The 20406-nt window shown below is 59.2% G+C and carries 17 protein-coding genes and 1 tRNA gene; 14 read left to right on the top strand and 4 right to left on the bottom strand.

The window, feature by feature from the left end:
* Positions 1-14: 14 nt before the first annotated feature.
* Entirely contained in the window at positions 15-1043 is a 1029-nt protein-coding gene (gene deoC, locus OHL11_RS08280) for a deoxyribose-phosphate aldolase (RefSeq protein WP_263371015.1), read from the bottom strand.
* A gap of 115 nt (positions 1044-1158) precedes the next feature.
* Here deoC and OHL11_RS08275 point away from each other — a divergent pair, with 115 nt between their 5' ends.
* The gene (locus tag OHL11_RS08275; protein WP_263371014.1) at positions 1159-4461 is read left to right on the top strand and encodes an alpha-mannosidase; all 3303 of its coding nucleotides are present in this window, start codon (positions 1159-1161) and stop codon (positions 4459-4461) included.
* 68 nt (positions 4462-4529) lie between these two features.
* On the opposite strand, the gene OHL11_RS08270 is transcribed toward OHL11_RS08275, so the two are convergent.
* Positions 4530-6536, bottom strand: a complete 2007-nt coding sequence (locus OHL11_RS08270) for a S9 family peptidase (protein ID WP_263371013.1) — start codon at positions 6534-6536, stop codon at positions 4530-4532.
* 94 nt (positions 6537-6630) lie between these two features.
* Here OHL11_RS08270 and OHL11_RS08265 point away from each other — a divergent pair, with 94 nt between their 5' ends.
* The 5 genes from OHL11_RS08265 (at position 6631) to truB (ending at position 9799) form a co-directional block, all read left to right on the top strand.
* A complete protein-coding gene (locus tag OHL11_RS08265) occupies positions 6631-7383 on the top strand; it encodes a uroporphyrinogen-III synthase (protein WP_263371012.1) in 753 nt (250 codons plus the stop codon).
* Positions 7384-7435: 52 nt separating this feature from the next.
* A complete protein-coding gene (locus OHL11_RS08260; RefSeq protein WP_263371011.1) occupies positions 7436-7849 on the top strand; it encodes a 6-pyruvoyl trahydropterin synthase family protein in 414 nt (137 codons plus the stop codon).
* Positions 7846-8280 carry a 6-carboxytetrahydropterin synthase gene (locus tag OHL11_RS08255; RefSeq protein WP_263371010.1) on the top strand — a complete coding sequence of 145 codons (435 nt, stop codon included), beginning with the start codon at positions 7846-7848 and terminating at the stop codon, positions 8278-8280. Before OHL11_RS08260 ends, OHL11_RS08255 begins: the two co-directional genes overlap by 4 nt.
* Positions 8281-8381: 101 nt before the next feature.
* Entirely contained in the window at positions 8382-8930 is a 549-nt protein-coding gene (gene folE, locus OHL11_RS08250) for a GTP cyclohydrolase I FolE (RefSeq protein ID WP_263371272.1), read from the top strand.
* Positions 8927-9799: a tRNA pseudouridine(55) synthase TruB gene (truB, locus tag OHL11_RS08245; protein ID WP_263371009.1), complete on the top strand. Its 873-nt coding sequence runs from the start codon at positions 8927-8929 to the stop codon at positions 9797-9799. Before folE ends, truB begins: the two co-directional genes overlap by 4 nt.
* Here the strand turns inward: truB and OHL11_RS08240 are convergent.
* Positions 9796-10494 (bottom strand): arylesterase, encoded by a 699-nt coding sequence (locus OHL11_RS08240; RefSeq protein WP_263371008.1) that lies wholly within the window; start codon positions 10492-10494, stop codon positions 9796-9798. The genes truB and OHL11_RS08240 overlap by 4 nt on opposite strands.
* Positions 10495-10607: 113 nt before the next feature.
* On the opposite strand from OHL11_RS08240, the gene OHL11_RS08235 reads away from it, so the two are divergent.
* The 4 genes from OHL11_RS08235 to OHL11_RS08220 all read left to right on the top strand — a co-directional run bounded on the left by OHL11_RS08235 (position 10608) and on the right by OHL11_RS08220 (position 15485).
* Entirely contained in the window at positions 10608-11303 is a 696-nt protein-coding gene (locus OHL11_RS08235) for an ABC transporter ATP-binding protein (protein ID WP_263371007.1), read from the top strand.
* A 4-nt stretch (positions 11304-11307) separates the two neighbouring features.
* Positions 11308-13917: an ABC transporter permease gene (locus tag OHL11_RS08230; protein ID WP_263371006.1), complete on the top strand. Its 2610-nt coding sequence runs from the start codon at positions 11308-11310 to the stop codon at positions 13915-13917.
* 74 nt (positions 13918-13991) lie between these two features.
* Positions 13992-14065, top strand: a tRNA-Gln gene (locus tag OHL11_RS08225).
* Between the two features lie 190 nt (positions 14066-14255).
* A complete protein-coding gene (locus tag OHL11_RS08220) occupies positions 14256-15485 on the top strand; it encodes a tyrosine-type recombinase/integrase (RefSeq protein ID WP_263371005.1) in 1230 nt (409 codons plus the stop codon).
* Position 15486: 1 nt separating this feature from the next.
* On the opposite strand, the gene OHL11_RS17335 is transcribed toward OHL11_RS08220, so the two are convergent.
* The gene (locus tag OHL11_RS17335) at positions 15487-15780 is read right to left on the bottom strand and encodes an AlpA family phage regulatory protein (protein WP_396269584.1); all 294 of its coding nucleotides are present in this window, start codon (positions 15778-15780) and stop codon (positions 15487-15489) included.
* A gap of 435 nt (positions 15781-16215) precedes the next feature.
* Between OHL11_RS17335 and OHL11_RS08215 the strand changes: the two genes are divergently transcribed.
* The 4 genes from OHL11_RS08215 to OHL11_RS08200 all read left to right on the top strand — a co-directional run bounded on the left by OHL11_RS08215 (position 16216) and on the right by OHL11_RS08200 (position 20382).
* Positions 16216-17214, top strand: coding sequence for a LysR family transcriptional regulator (locus OHL11_RS08215; RefSeq protein ID WP_263371004.1), 999 nt, complete (start codon positions 16216-16218; stop codon positions 17212-17214).
* A gap of 243 nt (positions 17215-17457) precedes the next feature.
* Positions 17458-17754, top strand: a complete 297-nt coding sequence (locus OHL11_RS08210) for a hypothetical protein (RefSeq protein ID WP_390236519.1) — start codon at positions 17458-17460, stop codon at positions 17752-17754.
* Positions 17755-17768: 14 nt separating this feature from the next.
* On the top strand, positions 17769-18032 hold the full coding sequence (locus tag OHL11_RS08205; protein WP_263371002.1) for a VirB3 family type IV secretion system protein: 264 nt from the start codon (positions 17769-17771) through the stop codon (positions 18030-18032).
* A complete protein-coding gene (locus OHL11_RS08200; RefSeq protein ID WP_263371001.1) occupies positions 18013-20382 on the top strand; it encodes a VirB4 family type IV secretion system protein in 2370 nt (789 codons plus the stop codon). Before OHL11_RS08205 ends, OHL11_RS08200 begins: the two co-directional genes overlap by 20 nt.
* Positions 20383-20406: the final 24 nt, after the last annotated feature.

Here is a 20406-nt window from a genome sequence, read left to right as displayed (position 1 = left end):
GTGGACGGACATGCCTACGCCAACGGATGCCGATACGTTGCTGAATACCGCCCGGTCACGTAGTGCTCAAGCTGGCGCTCGATATCGCCGAGCATCGAGCTTGCACCAAAGCGGAAGAGTGACGGCTCGAGCCACGGACGACCCAGCTCATCCTTCATCAGCGAGAGCCAGTCCAGCGACTGCTTAGCCGTCTTGATGCCGCCTGCGGGCTTGTAGCCGACCGACATGCCTGTGCGCTCGGCGTAGTCGCGGATCGCGCGCACCATCACCAGCGAGACCGGCAGCGTCGCGTTCACGGCTTCCTTGCCCGTCGAGGTCTTGATGAAGTCCGAACCCGCCATCATGGAAACCCACGATGCGCGGGCCACGTTGCGCAGCGTCAGCAGGTCGCCCGTGCCGAGAATCGTCTTCATGTGCGCCGGACCGCAAGCCTCCTTGAAGGCTGCGACTTCGTCGTACAGCGCGTTCCACTCGCCGTTGAAGACATGCGAGCGCGTGATGACGATGTCGATCTCGCTTGCGCCTGCTTCTACCGAACGGCGAATTTCTTCGACGCGCGTCTCCAGCGGGGCGAGACCAGCAGGGAAGCCCGTCGACACAGCGGCCACTGGCACGCCCGAGCCTTCGAGCGCCTTCACGGCCGTCTCCACAAACGTGTGATACACGCAGACGGCGCCGGTCGTGAGCCTCAGGCTCTCGATGCCCAGCGCGTTGACGATCTTCTCTTCGAGCGGTCGACGCGCCTTGGCGCAGAGGCGCTTTACGCGCTCGGCCGAGTCGTCGCCCGCGAGTGTCGTGAGGTCCATGCAGGCGATGGCGCGCAACAGCCACGCGACCTGCCACTCCTTCTTCACCGAGCGGCGTGAGCCGATCGTCGCGGCGCGCCGTTCGACCGCTGAGGTGTTTACCTGAATCTCTTCCACCCAGTCGAGGTTCAGCGGAATCTGCTTGTTCGGCGTCAGTTCGCGCCCGTGCAGCGTCACTGGAAGCTCGGCGGTTGGAGTGTGTGCGCCCGAGGCGGTGGTCTCTGTCTTTGTGGTCATCTGGACCCTTCTTCCCAATCAAAACAATTCGGCCCGCCGAGCAACGGCAGGCCACTGTAGTACGTCTCGCGGATCAGTTTATACCTCTTAGCTCGCTTGCGATACCCTTCTGCTCATGCGATTCCGTTTGCTTGCTCCGCTCGCTCTAGTGGCCTCACTTGCTTCCGCCCAGTCGTTCACGCCGGTGCGTGAGTTGAAGAACCTTAGCCAGGAAGACGTGGCCCGACTGCATTCGCTTGAAGAGCTTTCGGTGCTGCCTGGCGGTGCATGGCGCTTCCACGCGGGCGACCTACCGCATGGCGAAGCGCCCACGCTCGAGGATGCGGGCTGGCCGTCGGTCGACATGCCTGCGCCGCGTAAGCCCATCCTCGCGCCGATGGATGCGGTCTGGTATCGCCGCGTGATCGAGATCCCGAAGACCGTCGGCGGTTACGACATCACGGGTTCCCGCATCTGGTTTCAGTTCCAGGCTGACGCGAACGGCCCTATGCCGGAGATCATCTACTTCAACGGCCGCCGCGTCGCCATCGGCGAGGACCTCGAGCCGATCGTGCTGACCGAAAGTGCGAAGCCGGGCGATAAAATCCTCGTCGCCGTGAAGTTGTTGCGCACGGTGGACGAGAAGCGCTTCCGCGGCGTGAGCCTGCGCATTGAGCCGCCGGCGGACTCCACGCGTCCCAGCCCTAACGACATCCGTACGCAGATCATCGCCGCTGCGAACCTGCTGCCGGCGTTGCCGAAGCCGCGTCCGGACCTTCTGCCCGAGGTGCATAAGGCCATCGCCGCGATCGATTTCAAAGCGCTCGAACACGCTAACCAGAAGGCCTTCGACGTGTCGCTGGTGAAGGCGCAGGCGGTGCTCGCTACCCTCGCTCCGGCGACGCATACGGCAACGGTGGACCTTGTGGGCAACTCGCACATCGACGCCGCGTGGCTGTGGCCTGCGAGCGAGACGGTGGACGTGGTGAAGCGCACCTTCTCCACCGCGCTGCAGCTGATGAATGAGTATCCGGACTACAAGTTTTCGCAGTCGGCCTCGCAGTATTCGGCGTGGATGGCGGACAAGTATCCGGATATCGATGCGCAGATCAAGCAGCGCGTGAAGGAGGGTCGCTGGGAGATCGTCGGCGGCATGTGGATTGAGCCGGACCTGAACCTGCCCGGTGGCGAGTCGCTCGTGCGGCAGTTGCTAGTGGGGCAGCGCGTCTTCAAGAACCTCTACGACGTGACGGCGCGCATCGGCTGGAACCCGGATTCGTTTGGCTACAACTGGCAGCTGCCGCAGATCTATAAGCGCTCGGGGCTCGACTACTTCGTCACGCAGAAGATGCACTGGAACGACACGAACCAGCTTCCACTGCGCCTCTTCTGGTGGCAGTCGCCCGACGGCTCCAAGGTCCTCACATACTTCCCGACGGACTACGCTTGGACGAACGTCAACCCCACGCGCCTCTCGGCGGATTACGCAGAGTCGTCGCAGCGCAACCCCGGCACCGCTGAGCACCTCGACCTCTACGGCGTAGGTGACCACGGCGGCGGCCCCACGCGCGATATGCTCGACTCTGCCGAGCACTGGATGGCGCTGAGCAAGCAGCTCACCGCGCTGCCAAATTTCCGTTTCACCACCGCGCAACAGTACTTCGACAATGTGCAGACGAAACTCTCTGCGAACTCACCGGTGCTGAACTATGACAACGTTTTGAGCTACAAGCCCGCAGCCCCTGACGCGAACGGAAATCTATCGATTCCGACGTGGAATGACGAGCTTTACTTTGAATACCACCGCGGCATCTACACGACGCAGGCCAAGCACAAGGCCTTCATGCGCCGCACCGAGGCCGAGACGCTCGATGCAGAAAAGCTTGCGAGCTTCGCGTGGCTCTTTGGGCAGAAGTATCCGGCGGAGGAACTGACGGAGAATTGGAAGAAGATCACCTTCAACCAGTTTCACGACCTTGCCGCAGGTTCCGGCGTGGCGACGATCTATCGCGATGCCGCGAAGGATTACAAAGAGGTGTTGAATCAGGATGCCTTGATCAACGAAGGCGCTATCAAGCAAATTGCCGCTCAGGTGAATACGCAGGTGCCGGTCGGCGGCCCGATCGTCGTATTCAATCCACTGCCATGGGAACGTAAGGATATTGTTCGCGTTGATGTACTTCCTGAAGGATCAACAGGCGATCAGTTCGGTGACTACTCTCCAACTAGCGGCGGCATAGTGCCTTCGCGTGTTGTAGATGGTGGAGCATTGGTGGAGGTTCGAGTCCCGGCTTTGGGCTACACGGTCATCCATCCGCAGAAAGGGTGCGGTAAGCTTAGCTGCACCGCCCTCACCAGGAACTTTCTCCCCGTAAATGAATCTGCTGACGAGATCACGGTATCCAACAGCAGCTCTGAACTTTCTATCGACAAGAAGAACGGCTGTATAACTCACTTGCGAATCGATGGTGGGAAACGGGAGATGCTGGCTCAGGGCTGCTCCAATCAGCTCCAAGCCTTCGCAGACAATCCAAAGAACTACGACGCATGGAACATCGATCCGGGCACTCTAGATAAAGCTCCCGAAATCATAGCGAAGGCTGATTCTGTTCGCGTCGTGCATGCTGACGGGTTGGGTTTTGTTGTTCGAGTCCAGTACACATACAACAAGAGCCATATCACTCAAGACATCTCGATGACGAACTACGCTGACACCGTTGTCATTGACACCACTATCGACTGGCACGAGAAGCACGTCCTGCTGAAGGCTGCGTTCCCGCTCGCTGCAACGGCACCGAAGGCCACTTACGAAATCCCCTACGGCAGCATCCAGCGTCCGACTACGCGCGACAACAGCTACCAGAAGGCGCAGTTCGAAGTCCCTGCGCTGCAGTGGGCTGATCTCGGCGACGCGAAGCAGGGTGTGTCGATCCTGAACGACTCGAAGTACGGCTACGACGCGGTCGGCAACGTACTTCGTCTCACGTTGCTGCGGTCGCCTACGTGGCCGGATGCCGATGCCGATCAGGGCATCCAGCACTTCCGCTACGCCATCTACCCGCATACCGGCGAGTGGCATAAGTCTGACACCATCCGTCGCGCGTATGAGTTGAACCAGCCGCTCATCGCAACGCAAACCTTCGCGCACACTGGCAATCTCCCTGCTGAGATGAGCTTTGTCAGCGTCGACCAGCCGAACGTCATCCTGACCGCTGTGAAGAAGGCCGAGGACGCCGACGCCCTCGTCTTCCGCATGTATGAAGCGGAAGGCAAGGCGACGACGGTCACGCTGCATATTCCGCAAGGAGCAAGCGGCGCGCGTGAGGTGAATCTGATGGAGTCACCGCAGGGCGCGTTGCCGCTGGCGAAGGACACGATCACGGTGCCGATCAAGCCGTATGAGATCCTCACCGTCGAAGCGGCGTATCCGAAAAAGTAGCACGCAGGCTTCATTCGTGATCCAAAAATCAAGAGGCCACCGATGCATCGGTGGCCTCTTTCTTACTGCTACTTCGTTGCCGGTTCATCGAGGTACTGATGCAGCCACGCCGTCCAGCGGCGCCACACATCGCGCGAGCGAATGGGGTCCGCAGGGGAGTGGCCGGGGACCGGATACGCCACGAACTTCACCGGCACGTTGTTGTCCTTCAGCGCGTGGTAGAGCTTGTAGGCCTGCGTCGTTGTCACGCGCCAATCACCCACATCGCTCATGATGAGGGTCGGCGTTTTCGCCGCCCACGCATGAGTAATCGGCGACTCCTCTGCGTAGAGCTTCATCGCATCCTTGCCGACAAACGGCGAAGGGCCGTAGCCTGCCGCGCGTTCCACGTTGTTGTCGCTCAGCGTGTACTGATCGACGAGGTCGGTCACGGGCGCGCCTGCAACGGCGGCCTTCCACATGGTCGGATACGCACCGATCATCCACGCGGTCATCTGTCCGCCGTAGCTCCAACCGCTGACTGCGATGCGCGATGAGTCAACGATGCCGCGCGCTTCGATCGCCTTCACACCGGCCATGATGTCGCGCCCCGGAGCTGCGCTCGCGTGGTTGATGATCGACGACTCAAACGCATTGCCTTCGTTGTTGCTGCCGCGATAATTCGGCTCGAGCACAAGCCATCCCTGCGCTGCGAGAATCTGCGAAGCTGTGGTGAACGTCTCGAGCGAAGTCGCCGTGGGGCCGCCGTGAATGTAGAGCACGAGCGGCAGCTTCTTGCCCGGCGTGTAATCCGGCGGATACGTCAGCACGCCATCGACCGTAAAGTTATCGCTCTTCCACGTCACCGTCTCCTGCTTGCCGAGCGTCATGCCCTCGGTCACGGTCTGCAGGTGCGTCATCTGCACTGGCGCATCTCCGAGGTGTGCCACGTAGAACAACTCAGCAGGATGCATTCCATCGGTCGCCGTAAACGCGAGCGCGCCATCCTTGCCGAGATCGCTTGCGCCCGGAGTCAACGCACCCAGCTCCACTGCCTTCGCCTTGCCTTCAAGCGGCTGCACCCAGAGCCGCGATTTCGTGCCATCCGCGCCTTTGAGGAGCAACGCTTTCCCGTCGGCAAACCACTGCGCATCGCCCACAGCATGGTCCAGCGCGTAGGCCACATCATGTCCATCACCAGGCTTCGCAGTAAGCGGAGCGACATACACCGTCTCCTCAAAACGCTGGTGTCCTTCGCGAGGGTACTCGTACGCCACCATGGAGCCATCCGGGGACACGCTCGCCGAACCCTCTGCCACCTTGGCGTTCGTCAGCGTATGCATCGCTCCGCTGGCGACATCCATCACGACCACGCGTGCCGAGTCCGACTCACCGGTGATCGGCGAATCGGCCTTCTCGAAGACGAGGCTCTTGCCGTCGGGCGTGTACTCCAGCGCAGCCGGCGGCCCGCTGGGAGCCATGTGTTGCGGTACCGACCACGCGCCGTTTGTAAGGCGCTTTGCCTGTGCGCCGAGCTCGATCGTCCACAGATGCACCGGCACCGCCGCCGTGCGTTCGAGATAGCTGTTGTTGCCGACTTCAAACGCATCTTCGAACTTCGCTTCGTCCTTCTTCTCCGGAACTTCATCGGCTGCGGTGAAGGCAAAGGCCTTGCCGTCCGGTCGCCACGTGAAGGCCTGAATGCTCGTCTTCGAGTGCGTTACCTGCTCGGCATCGCCGCCGTTGACGGGCATCACGAAGATCTGCGCCTTCCTGTCCTTGTCCTGTGCGAGGAACGCGATGCGATCGCCGTTGGGCGACCACTTCACGTTGCCCAGGCCGCTGCGATCATGCGTCATCACGCGCTGCGTTTTGCTGGCTACATCGACGAAGACGAGCTCGCTATCGATGCGGTCTTCCTTCAGATTCGCGCGACCGACGGTGATCGAGATCGTTTTGCCATCAGGCGAAAGCTGCGGCGAGCCCACGCGCACGATGCGCGGAAGATCATCGGCAGAGAAGCGCTTCGCTTGGGCAACGGCGAAGGGCGACGAAGTGAATAGCAGCAGCGAAAGCGGCAATGCGAAAGCGCGCAAGAGAGTAGCTCCTTGGGGAGGGGATGGCGACAAACCTGCCCTCAATGTAGCAGCCAGGCAGGTCGCATCGCTGCTAACGTAAGGAGGGACCGCTATGCCAACATCGCCTCGCATCCTTGTCACTCGCGCGCTACACCAGGCCTCTGCGTTGGAAGCGGAGTTGCGCGCACTCGGCGCAGAGCCGGTCGTCATTCCATCGATTGAGATCGTCGCGCCGGAGTCTTTCGCTGCGCTCGATAACGCCTTCATGGCGATCTCGATGTTCGACTGGTTGCTCTTCACCAGCGCAAACGCCGTCGAAGCCGCCCTCGGACGTGGCCTCTACGAACGCTGGAGCACCGCGCGCCGTCGGCCGCGCGTTGCGGCCATCGGTAACGCCACAGCCAGGCAACTGGTCGCCGCTGGGCTCAGTGTGGAGCTGCTTCCGGAGAAGGCGGTCGCTGAGTCTTTCGCAGAAGTCTTGCTCGCAAACTCGCAAGCAGGGCAGCGCTTCCTGCTTATACGCGCTGCAGAGGCCCGCGAGGTTTTGCCCGATGCGCTTACCGCCGCCGGCCGCGATGTTGTCATCGCCCCGGCGTATCGCAACGTCATCCCACATGAGTCGGCCGATGCCCTGCGCGCACTCTTTGCGACCGCACCGCCCGACGCTATCACCTTCACGAGCTCTTCTGCGGTGAGCCACCTGCTCGCGCTGTTCGAGGCTGCAGGCATCGCACTTCCCGAGAACGTGCGCCGCGTCTCCATCGGTCCGGTGACGTCGGCGACGCTCGCTGAGGCAGGCTATCCCGCACATGCCGAAGCACGGGAAGCCACCGTGCGCGCGCTCGCCGAAGCCTGCATGAGCTAACGCGACCTCGGCACACCCTCCTGCATCCGATACACTGAGAAGCTGGTTGCCGATGATCTTACTGACCCGAAAAGCCGATTTTTCCGCCGCGCATTTTTACTGGAACCCTGCCTGGAGCGAGGCGGAAAACGCGCGCGTTTTCGGCAAGTGCTCCAATCGCAACAGCCACGGCCATAACTACACGCTCGAGGTCACAGTCGCGGGTGAGATCGATCCATTGACCGGCTTCGTCGTGGACCTGAAGCTGCTCAAGGACATCATCGAGCGCGAGGTCGTGGACGTTTACGACCATCGCCATCTCAACCACGAAGTGCCTGAGTTCGCCACGATGCAACCGACCACCGAGAACATGGCCATCGCAATCTGGCGACGACTCGACGGCAAGATTCCCAATGCGAAGCTCCACCGCATTCGCGTCTACGAAATGCCCGAGCTCTTCGCAGACTTCTACGGAGAAGGCCTGTGAGCGCGCGCCCCATCGCCCATCTATCGCGTCGCTGGAGCTTTGTCGCAGCGCATCGGTTGCACGTGGATTCGCTGCCCGCGGAGCAGAACCGCGAGATCTTCGGCAAGTGCAATAACCCGTATGGCCACGGCCACAACTACATCGTGCAGGCGACCTTCTCCGGCCCTGTCGATGAAGCGACCGGGATGGTGACGAATCTCGCGGACCTCGATGCGTTTGCGAAGGCTGAGCTGCTGGAACGGTACGATCATCAGAACCTCAACACCATCAAGCCGTTTCTCACGCTTGTGCCCACGACGGAAAACCTCGCGGTCGAGGTCTGGCGCATCTTCAGCGCTTATCCTCACGCAAAGCTGACGCGCATTCACGTGGAAGAGACCGGCAACAACGCCTTCGACTACTTTGGTGAAGGTGAGAAGGAAGTGTCATGAGCACCAAAGAGCCCGTAGAAAATCCGACGCCCTCGCGGCCCGGTAAAGTTCCTGCGCAGATCGCGCAAGAGAGCCGCAGCGTTGCACTTGGTGACGCCACCATGCAACAGCTATACGCCGAGATGCTGATGCGCGTTGGCGAAGATCCTTCGCGTGACGGCTTGTTGCGCACGCCTGAACGCATGGAGAAGTCCATGGCGTTCCTGACGCGCGGCTACAACCAGACCGTGGAAGAAGTGCTGCATGAAGCACTCTTCGACGTCGATTACGACGAGATGGTGATCGTCAAAGACATCGAGTTCTACTCGCTTTGCGAGCATCACCTTCTGCCGTTCTTCGGCAAGGCGCACATCGCTTACGTGCCGAACGGCAAGGTGCTCGGTCTCAGCAAACTGCCGCGAATCGTCGACGTCTTCGCGCGTCGCCTTCAGGTGCAGGAGCGCCTGACGCAGCAGGTTGCCGAAGCGGTACAAGCAGCCGTAAATCCGCAGGGCGTTGGTGTCGTTTTGGAAGCGTCGCACCTTTGCATGATGATGCGTGGCGTTGAGAAGCAGAACTCCTCGACCGTCACCAGCTCCATGCTGGGTGTGTTCAAGGAGCAGGTGCAGACGCGCAACGAATTCCTCTCCCTCGTGAGGCCGCAGCGTTGAACGGCTTGATCGTGCTGGACAAGCCAGCCGGAGTCACCTCGCATGACGTGGTCTCCATCGTGCGTCGCGCGACAGGGGAGCGGTCTGTCGGACACCTTGGAACGCTGGACCCCATGGCCACGGGCGTTTTGCCGCTTTTGCTCGGGAAGCACACACGCCTTGCGCAGTTCTTCGGCCAGGCGGAGAAGAGCTACACCGGCCACATCCGCTTCGGTTTCGCGACCGACAGCTTCGATGCGGACGGTTCTCCTACGACAGAGCCGAAGCCGCTAACGCAGTCCCTCGAGGAACTCCGCGAACTCGCAAAGAAGTTCGATGGCCCGATGGACCAGATGCCGCCCATCTTCTCCGCGAAAAAGATCAATGGCGTGGCAGCTCACAAGCTCGCTCGCGCGGGCAAAGAAGTCGACGTGAAGCCGGCGCGCATCGTGATTCATCGCTTCGCGCTGACAGGTCTCGAAGGCGATACGGCCACCTTTGAAATGACGGTTTCCTCGGGTGGTTATGTACGCTCTGTTGCGCATGAACTCGGCGAATCGGCCGGTTGTGGCGCGCATCTTTCGTCGCTGCGTCGTACGCAGGCGGGAGCTTTCGACCTGTCGCAGAGTATCACCGTCGAAGACCTGCGCTCGCTCACACCTGAAGGCATCGAAGCGCGCCTGCCGCATCCGCGTACGTTGCTGCCGGAGATGCCTTCGGTCACGGTGAACGAAACCACTGCGGGCCGTCTTCGCAATGGGATGCAGACGAATCTGCCGGAGTTTTCAAATGCGCCGCTGATCAAGGTCTTCACCGGCCCACGCGAGTTGCTTTGCATCGCAAAGCGCATCGCCGGTACGCTGATGCAGCCGATCGTCGTGATGGGTTAGTGCTTCAGCAGTGGCTTCACAAGCGTTTCAATGTTGAGTGCCACCTGCGCCGCGCCCTGCGTCGTCGGGTGGATGCCATCTGCCTGCATCGATCCTGCCACGCCGTAGGCGCCCTTCAGCACGAAGGGCAGATAGGGCACGCGGTACTTCGCCGCCACTGCGGGATAGATCGCGTTGAATCGGCTGACGTACTGCTGCCCGTAGTCCGGCGGGATCGTGATACCTGCCAGTGCTACGCGCACGTTCGCTGCCTGTAGCTGCTCGACGACGCTCGCAAGGTTCGCCTTTGTCTGTTCGAGCGGCAGGCCTCGCAGCGCGTCGTTGCCGCCAAACTCCACGACGACGATTGCGGGCGACTTCGCCAATACATCGGCGACGCGATCGAGAGCGTCCTTCGTCGTGTTGCCGGACACACCCGCGTTTACCACGCGGTAGGGATAGCCGTCGCGATCCAGCAACGACTGCAGATACTGTGGGTATGTCTGTCCGTTGTCGATACCATAGCCTGCGGTAATCGAGTCGCCGAAGCAGACGAGCACGGGCCGGCCATCGGCGACGCGCGCAGCACGCGTCGGCTCGTACGTGGTCTGCGTGGCGCCTGAACTCAGGCCGGGATCGACCTTGCCGCCGTCGGCTTTGCATCCAAAGGTGAGCAGGGTAAAGGCGGATAAGATGGCCGTGAGCGTGCGTCGCATAGATATCAGTCTAGCGGTTTGCAATAATTTGTCGTCACATCCGTCTCAATAGAACTTATGTACGCGCTGCGCCGTATTGCAGGGTGAAGGAGATTTACTTGCCTCAGGAAACCATGATTGCCGTACAAGACCTCCGCAAAAGCCTTCGCAGCGGCGTCACCTCGCTTGAAATCCTCAAGGGTGTCAGCTTCACCGTGGAGCGCGGCGAGTTCGTCGCGATCATGGGCGCGTCCGGTTCGGGCAAATCCACGCTGCTCGGCTTGCTCGCGGGCCTCGATCATCCGACCTCGGGCAGCGTCGCGCTGCACGGCACGACGATCTCGAACCTGCCCGAAGACAACCTCGCGCAACTGCGCGGCAAGCTCCTCGGCTTTGTCTTTCAGAGCTATCAGCTGATCCCCACGCTAACCGCGCTGGAGAACGTGCTGCTGCCGTACGAGCTCAACAACGATGCCGGCTCGTTGCGCGAGGGCGTGGAGCGCGCAAAGTCGTTGCTCGGCTCTGTGGGGCTCACCTCGCGCATGGAGCATTATCCGATCCAGCTTTCCGGCGGTGAGCAGCAGCGTGTCGCGCTGGCACGAGCCTTCATGCTGCGGCCGCCCATCGTGCTCGCTGACGAACCGACCGGCAACCTTGACTCCGTGAACGGCCAGCATGTGTTGCAACTTTTGCTGGATCTCAACCGCGCCGAAGGTACGACGCTCGTGCTTGTCACGCATGACCCCGGCCTGGCGTCTCATGCGTCGCGACGGATCGTGCTGCGCGATGGCGCCATCGTCTCTGACGATCGCCTCGAAGAGGCGCAGTAAACCGATGGCCGCGCTTCGTTTCTCCACCGCTACTCGCATCGCTCTGCGTGAAATTCGCTCTTCGCGCGTGAAGTTTGCGTTCGTCATCCTCAGTGTCGCCATTGGCGTCGGCGCGCTCACCGGCGTGCGCGGCTTCTCGGCCAGCTTTCGCCGCGAGTTGCTGTTGCAGGCTCGCTCCATCATGGCGGCGGACATCTCCGTGCGCAGCACACAGCCGCTGACGAAGGACGAGTCCGCATCACTCGCTGCAATAGGGAAGAGCAACGGCGTCGAGCAGACGGACGTGACCGAGCTACTCTCGATGGCCTCGAGCACCGCTTCGTTTGATCCGCTGCTCGTTGCATTGAAAGCGGTCGACCCTGCGAAGTATCCGTTCTACGGTCGTGTGGAGCTGTCGCCGAACCTTTCACTTTCCTCCGCGCTCACGCAAGACACCGTGGCCGTTGCGGACGACCTGTTGATCCGCCTCCATCTGCACGTCGGCGACAGCATTCGCCTCGGCAACCACAACTACCGCATCGCTGCGACCGTGCAGCAGGAGCCCGATCGCCTTAGCGGCATGTTCGCCGCAGGGCCACGCGTTCTTCTTTCGCAACAGGCACTCGCGCAAAGTGGCTTGCTTGCGCCGGAGTCTCACGCAACGCGTCGTTACCTGTTCCGCATGAAGCCCACGCAGGGCAAGGTCGCGAGTGATAGTGAGGTCGCACAGCTGCGCGCGCAGCTTGAGCAGGCGTTGCCCGAAGCGCAGGTGCAGGATTATCGCGAGGCCAGCCCTGCGGTAACAAAGACGCTCGACGGCGCGACAGGCTTGCTGTCGTTGATGAGTCTCGTCGCGCTGGTGCTTGGTGCGGTGGGTGTCGCGATGTCGATGCGTGCGCATCTGCAGCAGCGCATGGAGTCCATCGCCATCATGAAGTCCATGGGCGCGACCAGCACGCAGGTGATGAAGATCTACGTCGTGCAGACGCTACTGCTCGGGCTTGCGGGTGGCATCGCAGGCGCGCTTTTAGGCCTTGGCGTACAGGCGGTTTTTCCCCTCTTCCTTGCCAGGCTGCTGCACATCACGCCGCACTTCACGATCAACGCTGGCTCGGTCGCGCTGGGCATTGCAGCGGGTCTGCTGACCACGTTGCTCTTCACCGTTCCGCCGCTGCTCGACATTCGCGGTGTGCGGCCGATCCTCATCCTTCGCCGCAACGTGGAAGGCTCTGACGATCCGTTCGTCGCGCGCCTCACCAGCAAACTTCGCTCCTCGGGCGCGCAGATCATCGCAAGCCTGGCGCTCATTGCGGGACTCGCTGCGCTTGCGGCTGCTGTTTCAGATTCTCGGGCGGTCGGCGGCTTCTTCGCTGCAGGCCTCGCACTGGTGTTGCTGGTGCTGCTGGCGATGTCGGCGCTGACGCTCAAGCTGCTGCGCATATTCCTTCGCAGCACGGGCATGTCCTTGCCATCGAGCCTGCGCCACGGGCTCGCGAACCTCTATCGCCCCGGTAACCCGAGCGCTGCGCTCCTCGCCGCGCTTGGCCTCGGCGTGATGCAGATGGGCGCGGTTTACTTCGTACAACGCGCGGTGGTGGAGGAGATGCAGATTTCCACCTCGGCACGTTTGCCGAACCTCTTCCTGCTCGACATCAGCCCACGCGAAGTCGATGGTCTACGCACGCTGCTCTCGTCACAACCGTCGATCAAAGGCGAGCCTGAGATTCTTCCTGTCGTCGGCTCGCGGCTCATCGCAGTGGATGGCACGCCCGTTGCGCAACTTCACTTCGAGCACATGCCGAAGCGTGCGATGCAGTCGTTGAATCTCACCTGGGCGCCGCAGGACGACGCGCCGCCGCCGGGCGACACCATCACCGCTGGCGAGTGGTGGACACTTGCGCAGGCCAACGATGCCGCGCGACATCCTGTCATCGCAGTAGAGCGCGAACAGGCCAGGCGAATGCACCTGAGTATCGGTCAGCATCTGACGCTCGCCGCGCAGGACGATCAACTCACAGCAACAGTCGCGGCCTTCTTCGATGCCGACAGCCGACACGCGTACTCGCGCGCCAGTTTCATCATGCCAAAGGCCTCGCTCACCGGCCTGCCCGTTATCTGGTACGGCGGCGTGCATTGCGAGCCGTCACAAACTGCGATGCTTCGTCGCGTGCTCTACGAGCACTATCCGACGGTCACGGTCATCGATGTCGCGGCGACCGTGGAGACCGTGCGCCAGGTCATCCTGCAAGTGACATATGTCATCCAGTTTCTCGCTGCGTTCTCAATCCTCGCCGGCGTGATCATTCTTGCGAGCGCCATAGCGGGCAAGCGCTATCGCCGCATGAGGGAGGTCGTCGTGCTGAAAACGCTCGGCGGTACACGCGCACGCATCGCCAGCATTTTCTCGTGGGAGTTCGCGGTGCTCGGGCTGGTGTCTGGATTCGTAGGGCTGGTCTTCGCAAATATCCTGGCGCGACTCCTGCTAGTGCACGCCATGCATTTCGCCTACAGTTTCCACATCACAGCTACGCTGCTGATGTGGATCGCGACGGCTGCACTTGCAGTAATTGCAGGCTGGGCCGCGAGTTTTCGCATCCTCGGCCAAAAGCCGCTGGAGGTTTTGCGAGAAGAGTAGAAGCGTTGTATACTTGCTTCAGGCAGTTGATCGTGGCTCGCAAGAGTCTGCAACCTGCCGGTCACAACCTGTGTTGCCCTCTCGTTCAATGGTAGGACTAGCGACTCTGACTCGCTCGATCGGGGTTCGAATCCCTGGGGGGCAACCAACTACGCACTTTGGCGAACTTCGCCGAACCTCTTGGAATTAGCGTAGGTTGCGATAAATGAACCACTTAGCGGTAAAGATGGTTCGAAAAGGTTCGATAGAGTCCGGCGAGAGCCGGACTTTTTTATGGGTACGGATACGGGTATCGTAAGGCAGTCATACGGGTATCGTCTTTCCCGCTTGGAGGCCCCATGCCGCTCACCCTCAAACAAATCGAAAACGCATCACCGAAGACAAAGCCTTACAAGCTCTCCGATGGTGGAGGCTTATGTCTCCTTGTGTCCGTGACCGGCGCGAAGCTCTGGCGCTGGCGCTACTGTTTCGACGGCAAGGAGAAGATGATGGCCTTCGGAGAGTATCCCGCACTCGGGCTGAAAGACGTGCGAGAACTCCATTTCGAAGCCAGGAGAATTCTTATTTCTGGCTCCGATCCTATGGCGAAGCGAAAGGCTGAAGCTCAGGACAAACAGAAGGCGATTCGTGATGAGCAGCGCGAGTCGGAGAAGAGCTTTGAAAAGATCGCGCGTTGTTGGTGGGATTGGTGGGCGATCGGAAAGTCTCCGCGACATGCAGAAACTGTGATGAATCGTTTGGAAGCGGATGTCTTTCCGGCAATCGGCCATCTATCTGCCGATGATATCCAGCCAGGGCAGGTTCGCAACATCATCACTGCGATTGAGGCTCGCGGCGCTAGCGACGTTGCAAAGCGAGCACACCAAACTATTGGTCAAATCTTCCGCTTTGCCATCGCTCGTGACTTGGCCACCCGAAACCCTGCTGGCGACTTCAAGCCCAGAGATGTCTTGGCCGCAGTCGAGTCAGAGAACTTCGCTCGTGTCGATGAGACTGACCTTCCTGAGTTGCTCGTAAAAATGGACAACTATGAAGGCGATGCACTCACTAGACTTGGGTTGAAGCTAATGGCGTATTGCTTCCCGCGAACGAGCGAACTCATCGAAACTCCTTGGACGGAGATCGATCTCGTGCGTGCGCGTTGGGAGATCCCACGCGAACGCATGAAGATGAAGACACCTCATATCATTCCGCTCTCGCGCCAGGCTGTTGATGTCCTCAAGGCTTTGAAACTCCTCGCCGGCAGAAGCCGCCTCGTGTTTCCGGGCGCGAATGACAAGACGATTCCGATGAGCAACAACACGTTGCTCTACGCGCTCTACAGACTCGGCTACAAAGGGCGCATGACCGGCCACGGCTTCCGTGGGCTGGCGTCAACGATTCTCAATGAGAATGACTTTGACGAAGAGCATGTAGACCTCCAGTTGGCGCATATGAAGCGCAACAAGGTCTCGGCGGCATACAACCATGCAAAATATTTGAAGCAGCGAACCGCAATGATGCAATGGTGGGCCGACTACCTGGACACCCAGTTGGAAAAAGGAAACGCCGCAACGCTAAATCATTGAGTCATGCAGTGCGGCGGAGGGCGATGCGGGAGTTCGCGGGGCCTCGCCGTAGTTGCCGGAGTTCTATGTGCCGACGTTCCTCTCTTGCAGCCAGTACTTGATTTGCAGCCCACTGCTTGATCTCTGAGGCGATCCATCCCACAGCTCGCTTTCCAATTGGAATGGGCAACGGAAAGGCATTGCATTTGATTTTTTCGTAGATGCTCGTCTTCGACAGTCCTGTAGCCGCTTTGACCTGAGGAAGGCGCAGGAAGATGATCTCTTCGTTCTGCGTCCTTGATTCCGTCTCTACCATCAACATTGTTCTCATGTCCCTCTCCGATTTTCTTCCTGCAAGACATAAATCTCGACACATCTCGCGTACGACGCGGTCGAGACTGACCTGTTAGGAGTGATCGTTGCTTCCACTGTCTTCGCTATCCATCTTCTTCGTCTACTACACAGTCAGCTTCGAGCGAGATCAACGAGCCGTCCAATACTTCCCATTTATGGCCCGATAGGTGTGACCTATCGCGACCGCTGATGAGGTCGTTCCAATCTCTGACGGATTCACTGAGCGACAACTGCAGCGCCTGGTATCGATCACTTCTGCCAACCCTTTCCGCTCTCGGGAGTAAATTTGGCCACAGCACAACTCCGTGGGCAGCTTGCGATTCATAGAACCAAACGCTGTATGAGAAGCCGCATGGGATATGCGGTCTTCACCTTTGGCTATACGGTGAGCTGAGCTATGCACGATTGGGCTGAGTTTCGTCACTTCTTGTATTTGCTAAAGATTCTTGAGCGCGGAGGCTTTCGCTCCGCTGCGGAGATGCTGCATACGTCGCAGCCAAACCTCACCGTGCAGGCTAGACAGTTCCAGGAAAATGCTTCCGTCACGTTGTATAGGAAGGCGAAGGATGGAAGAATTCATCCAACCGAATCAGGGCTCGCTTTCATAACGCTTGCGAAACATGTTCTGGAAGCTCGCGACGAAGCGATTGAGGCTCTGATCGCGATCGATAGAGGAGAACTCGAGACCATTCGATTTGGGTGCAGTCCGCTCGTCGATCAAGAGCTTTTCAGAACGCTATGTTCCCTACACAAAGAGCTACTGCCGAACTGTACAATCCGCTCGGCACACGGAGACACGGTGTACCTTGCCGCACAAGTTTTGGAGGGCAAGCTGGACGCGGCGTTGATCACTCTTCCTTTCACGCATCCGGAGTTACGTCTCGATCGCCTTCGGAAAGACAAACTTGTTGTCTGCATGCGAAAGGACAATCCACTCGCGGAACATGCTGCCCTTCAGGTCAAAGACTTGCAGGGCAAATTGGGTGTCTTCTACGAACCCGATCGGCACCCGCAAGCACATGCCCGACTGCTCGAACTCCTTGCGCAGTCGGGCGTTTGCATTGAAGAGTATTCCAGCGGATCACATCCAATAGAAATGCAGATGCTTGTCCTCGAAGACTATGGTTTAGCACTCGTTCGTGAGGGCGGAGTGCACGAGCCAGAACTGACGACAAGAAGGCTTATTGATGTCGAATGGACAATCGATAGCGCGATCATTTGCCGTCGTGAAAAGTATCCGAAGACGCTTCCGATCATTATCCGGCGTTTGCAGAAGAGCATCTTGCGTAATGCAAGTCCTACAGAGCAAAAGCGACTTGCTAACTTCCTCCATGCAAGAGAAGAAACTTCAAGTCCCAAGCCGAAAGTCCCGATTCAGCTTCGATTGATTCGATGAGCAAATTCAGATTGCGACTGAGGTGCGGTTGAACTCTTCCTGCATGCATCCCGATAGTCCGCACCTATCGCACGATATGCACCCGATAAATAAGAAGTATTAGACGGCTAACCTGCACCTCGCCAATGATGACGGCATACCGCGACTGACTGCAGTCGTCAGGAGGTGCCGATGTGGTCCAGCTCTAGTACCGCTAATTCAATATTGGTTTCTCGCAAGAGAGGTCATCGCATTCAGCCTCGGATCGAAGTGATTCGCAAGCTGATTCCCATTCTTCTTACACTCGGTCTCGTCTCGGCCGCCCATGCGCAAGGAACGATGGATTTTTCCGGAGCACAAACGCTCATGGGAACGTTCAAAACCTTCGCGATGTACGCCGGTGCGGTCATCTGTCTTGGCGGCCTGATCTTCGCGGGCATCCGCATGATGAGCGGTCGCTTTCAAGATGCGATTCCCGGACTCTTCGGTGCGCTGTTTGGTGCCGGAGTTCTCGGTTGGGGAGCTGGTTGGATTGGCTCGCTGACCGGGCAGTCGATGTAGGAGGTACATCGACTATGACTCGTCGAGGAGAGCCGTCACCAATCAATCAAGCGCTGAACCGGCCCCGAGCCAAGCTCGGATTGGACCTCTCAGCATGGATGGCGATCGTATTCGTCTGCGTGACGGTTTTCCTCGTCGGGTTTCGTTTTCTCGCGATGCTCGCGTTTCCAGCACTCGCAATCGGCGCATGGTTCATCGTGCGCAAACACCCAAAGATGTTCCAGCTATGGGGCCTGGGCCTCAACCAGAAGAGCTACTATGACCCGCGCAAACAGTGAGCAGACCCAATCCGTGCCGTGGTTCGCGAAGGCTGGGGCCGCCTGCAGCATCGTGCCGATTGCTCGCTTCGTGAGCGATCGCCTCTTTGCTCTCAAGAGCGGAGGCTACGGGTGCTTGTTCAGTCTCTCCGGCCTGGATGAAGAGTGCCTGACCGATCAGGAACTCAATTCACATCTCCGCATGATCGAAGGTGCTCTGCGAGGTCTGCCGGAAGGCGCTTGCCTGTATCAGTATTCGCGCATTCGGTCGGGCTTCGCCCTGCCAAAGCGCGATCTTTATCCCCACCTGATGACGGATGTCATCGTGAGTGAACGTGTGCGCTTCCTTGAAAAGGAAGCTGCCTTTCGACGAATGGACATTCACTGGTGCCTGACCGTCGAGCCGGAGAAGGCAGAGGCCTTCAAGAAGCATCCACACGAGAATGAGTTCGCCACATCGCGCATGTTGGCTGACTTGGAGAAGACAGCTACATTGCTCGCCGGGAACCTCGGCAGCCTGCTTGGCTTGAAGGTTCTCGGCAAAGAAGAAGCGTTTAAGTTCTTCAGCTATCTGTTCAACCTTGAAGACTGGGCCGAGCAGGATCGTCTCCGCTCTAATGACGGCGTAGATCGCCAGATCGTGAAAAGCCCCGTTCATTGGGAGAGCGACCATCTTCGCGTCGGCAAGCGATTCGTGCAGATGTTCTCTTTGAAGATGACGCCGGAAGCATCGCGCCCATGCCTCTTCTCTGATCTCGCTAAGCTCGATTGCGACAGTATCCTCTGTACGACATGGAGGCCGAAATCCACGACAGCAGCGCGTGGAGAGATCGACCGGCAGGAAAAGTTCATCGAGTTCTTCAAAGTCGGCGTGCTGACCCGCGTCATGAGCGGGCGCGACACTGCCTCACTTGATAAAGGCGCGGGCGCACGAGCCGCGAATAATCAGGTCGATGACCTTGGCGATGTCATTCGCTCGCTCGATAAGAAGGCACAGGGCGAGTTTTCGCTCCGGCTACTGATCGCATCTCGCAGCCGGATGGAACTGGTCGGCATCGCTCCTATGGTTCACCGCGTCTTCGTGGAATCGCGTGCTCAGGTAATGGAAGAGACGCTTGGCAATCTCTCCGCCTTCTATGCGATGTTCCCCGGCAATGGGAAGTTCAACGTCTTTCCTCTGTGGCTCGCGGAAGATCACAACGCGCGGCTGGCCTCCGTTTTTGCTCCTCATCTTGGTCATCCGTATTCCGAAGACCTCGACAACGAGTACCTCAACATCTTCGAGACACGCACAGGGACGCCGTTCTTTCAGGATGCGTATGTTGATGGCGTCCGTGTGCAACTGATCCTCGGGCCTACGGGCAGTGGCAAATCGGTACATGGCAATATGGCCATCGCACATGAGCAGAAGTATGCGGGCTTCACCTACATCTTCGACATTGGTGGAAGCTACGAAAGCGTCGTCGAGCTGTACGGCGGCAGGGTTGATCGCATTGGGAAAGATGGTCCGCGCGTCAATCCGTTTTGCCTGGAGCCGACCGAGAGCAACATCCAGTTCCTCTACAGCTTCATCAAGCTGCTCCTCTCGAATAGCGGTGCGGAACTTGAGCCGGAAGACGACGACGTGATCCATAAGGCCGTGCAGGATATATATCTGCTCGATGCCAGCAATCGTCGTCTCTCGAATCTATTTCTGCCAAAGAAGCTCGACCGCTACCTGTCCAAGTGGGTTGGCAAGGGCGTCTACAGCGCGATCTTCGACAACATCGACGACAGCCTTTCGCTCTCGCGTATCCAGTGCTTCGACTTCCAGGGCGTGAACAACCAGCAATATGCTGACCTGATCGAGCCGCTGATGGTCTGGTTGTTGCGACGCATCAATGATGTGCTCTACAACCCCGCCAATCTCGGGGTGCCGAAACACATCCTGATCGAAGAGATCTTCTCTTCGATGAAGAACAAGCAACTGCTTGACGCGGCATTGGCCTCCATCAAGACCGTCCGCAAGAACCTTGGTGGCGTCACGATGATCGGCCAATCAGCCGAAGACCTCGGAGCAAATGCCGATTCCATCGTGAACTCTTGCACTTCGTTCCTCTTCCTGAAGGATGCCACCTTCAACCGGAAGAGGTATGCCGAGCTGTTCAAGATGAACGAACAACAACTCACTCTCTTCGAGAGCTTGCAGGATCGCGAAGGTCTCTACATGAGGCGCGATGGATTGACCAAGGTCATCCGCCTCAATCTCGACAAGCGTAGTTACGCCACCTTCTCCACTAAGCCAAAGGACCGCGTTCGCCGGTCTCAACTCATCGCCAAGTACGGTCTCGCCGAAGGCATCGCCCGCTTTGCCGAAGGTGAGACCGCATAACCCAGCACTCGAAAGGACTGAAGC

Source organism: Granulicella cerasi (assembly GCF_025685575.1).
Taxonomy (GTDB): Bacteria; Acidobacteriota; Terriglobia; order Terriglobales; family Acidobacteriaceae; genus Granulicella; species Granulicella cerasi.
The sequence above is the reverse complement of the archived record's forward strand: the minus strand, read 5'-3'. Positions and strand labels throughout refer to the sequence as shown.

Coding starts and splice junctions, on each gene's coding strand:
- deoC (WP_263371015.1), bottom strand. CDS start 1,043: ATGACCACAAAGACAGAGACCACCGCCTCGGGCGCACACACTCCAACC.
- OHL11_RS08275 (WP_263371014.1), top strand. CDS start 1,159: ATGCGATTCCGTTTGCTTGCTCCGCTCGCTCTAGTGGCCTCACTTGCT.
- OHL11_RS08265 (WP_263371012.1), top strand. CDS start 6,631: ATGCCAACATCGCCTCGCATCCTTGTCACTCGCGCGCTACACCAGGCC.
- OHL11_RS08260 (WP_263371011.1), top strand. CDS start 7,436: ATGATCTTACTGACCCGAAAAGCCGATTTTTCCGCCGCGCATTTTTAC.
- folE (WP_263371272.1), top strand. CDS start 8,382: ATGCAACAGCTATACGCCGAGATGCTGATGCGCGTTGGCGAAGATCCT.
- OHL11_RS08240 (WP_263371008.1), bottom strand. CDS start 10,494: ATGCGACGCACGCTCACGGCCATCTTATCCGCCTTTACCCTGCTCACC.
- OHL11_RS08235 (WP_263371007.1), top strand. CDS start 10,608: ATGATTGCCGTACAAGACCTCCGCAAAAGCCTTCGCAGCGGCGTCACC.
- OHL11_RS08230 (WP_263371006.1), top strand. CDS start 11,308: ATGGCCGCGCTTCGTTTCTCCACCGCTACTCGCATCGCTCTGCGTGAA.
- OHL11_RS08220 (WP_263371005.1), top strand. CDS start 14,256: ATGCCGCTCACCCTCAAACAAATCGAAAACGCATCACCGAAGACAAAG.
- OHL11_RS17335 (WP_396269584.1), bottom strand. CDS start 15,780: ATGGTAGAGACGGAATCAAGGACGCAGAACGAAGAGATCATCTTCCTG.
- OHL11_RS08215 (WP_263371004.1), top strand. CDS start 16,216: ATGCACGATTGGGCTGAGTTTCGTCACTTCTTGTATTTGCTAAAGATT.
- OHL11_RS08205 (WP_263371002.1), top strand. CDS start 17,769: ATGACTCGTCGAGGAGAGCCGTCACCAATCAATCAAGCGCTGAACCGG.
- OHL11_RS08200 (WP_263371001.1), top strand. CDS start 18,013: ATGACCCGCGCAAACAGTGAGCAGACCCAATCCGTGCCGTGGTTCGCG.